1 protein-coding gene is annotated in these 253 nt (G+C 71.9%); it reads right to left on the bottom strand.

The features are described from left to right. Positions 1 to 253: ABC transporter transmembrane domain-containing protein (locus I53_RS14495; RefSeq protein ID WP_043351861.1), on the bottom strand; the 253-nt coding region annotated here is incomplete at both ends.

The raw sequence follows: 253 nt of genomic DNA, 5'->3' as shown, positions 1-253 counted from the left end.
CAGGAACGAGAACAGGGCAAGCCGCCACTCCAGCAAGAGCATGGCGGCCGCGGTCATCGCGACCGCGCTGGCGTTGCGCGTCGCTTCGCCCGCGGTGTGCGTGACCAGCGCCTGGAGGGCGCCGATGTCGCTCGCGATGCGCGCCTGGATGTCCCCGCCCCGGGTCGCCGTGAAGAAGCCGAGCGGCAGCGACTGCAGGTGGGCGTACACGCGGACCCGGAGGTCGTGCATCAGCGTCTGCCCGACCTTCGCG

This window comes from Methylobacterium sp. B1, from assembly GCF_000333255.1.
Classification (GTDB): domain Bacteria; phylum Pseudomonadota; class Alphaproteobacteria; order Rhizobiales; family Beijerinckiaceae; genus Methylobacterium; species Methylobacterium fujisawaense.
Note: the sequence above shows the minus strand (reverse complement) of the source record. Positions and strands in the feature narration are given on the sequence as shown.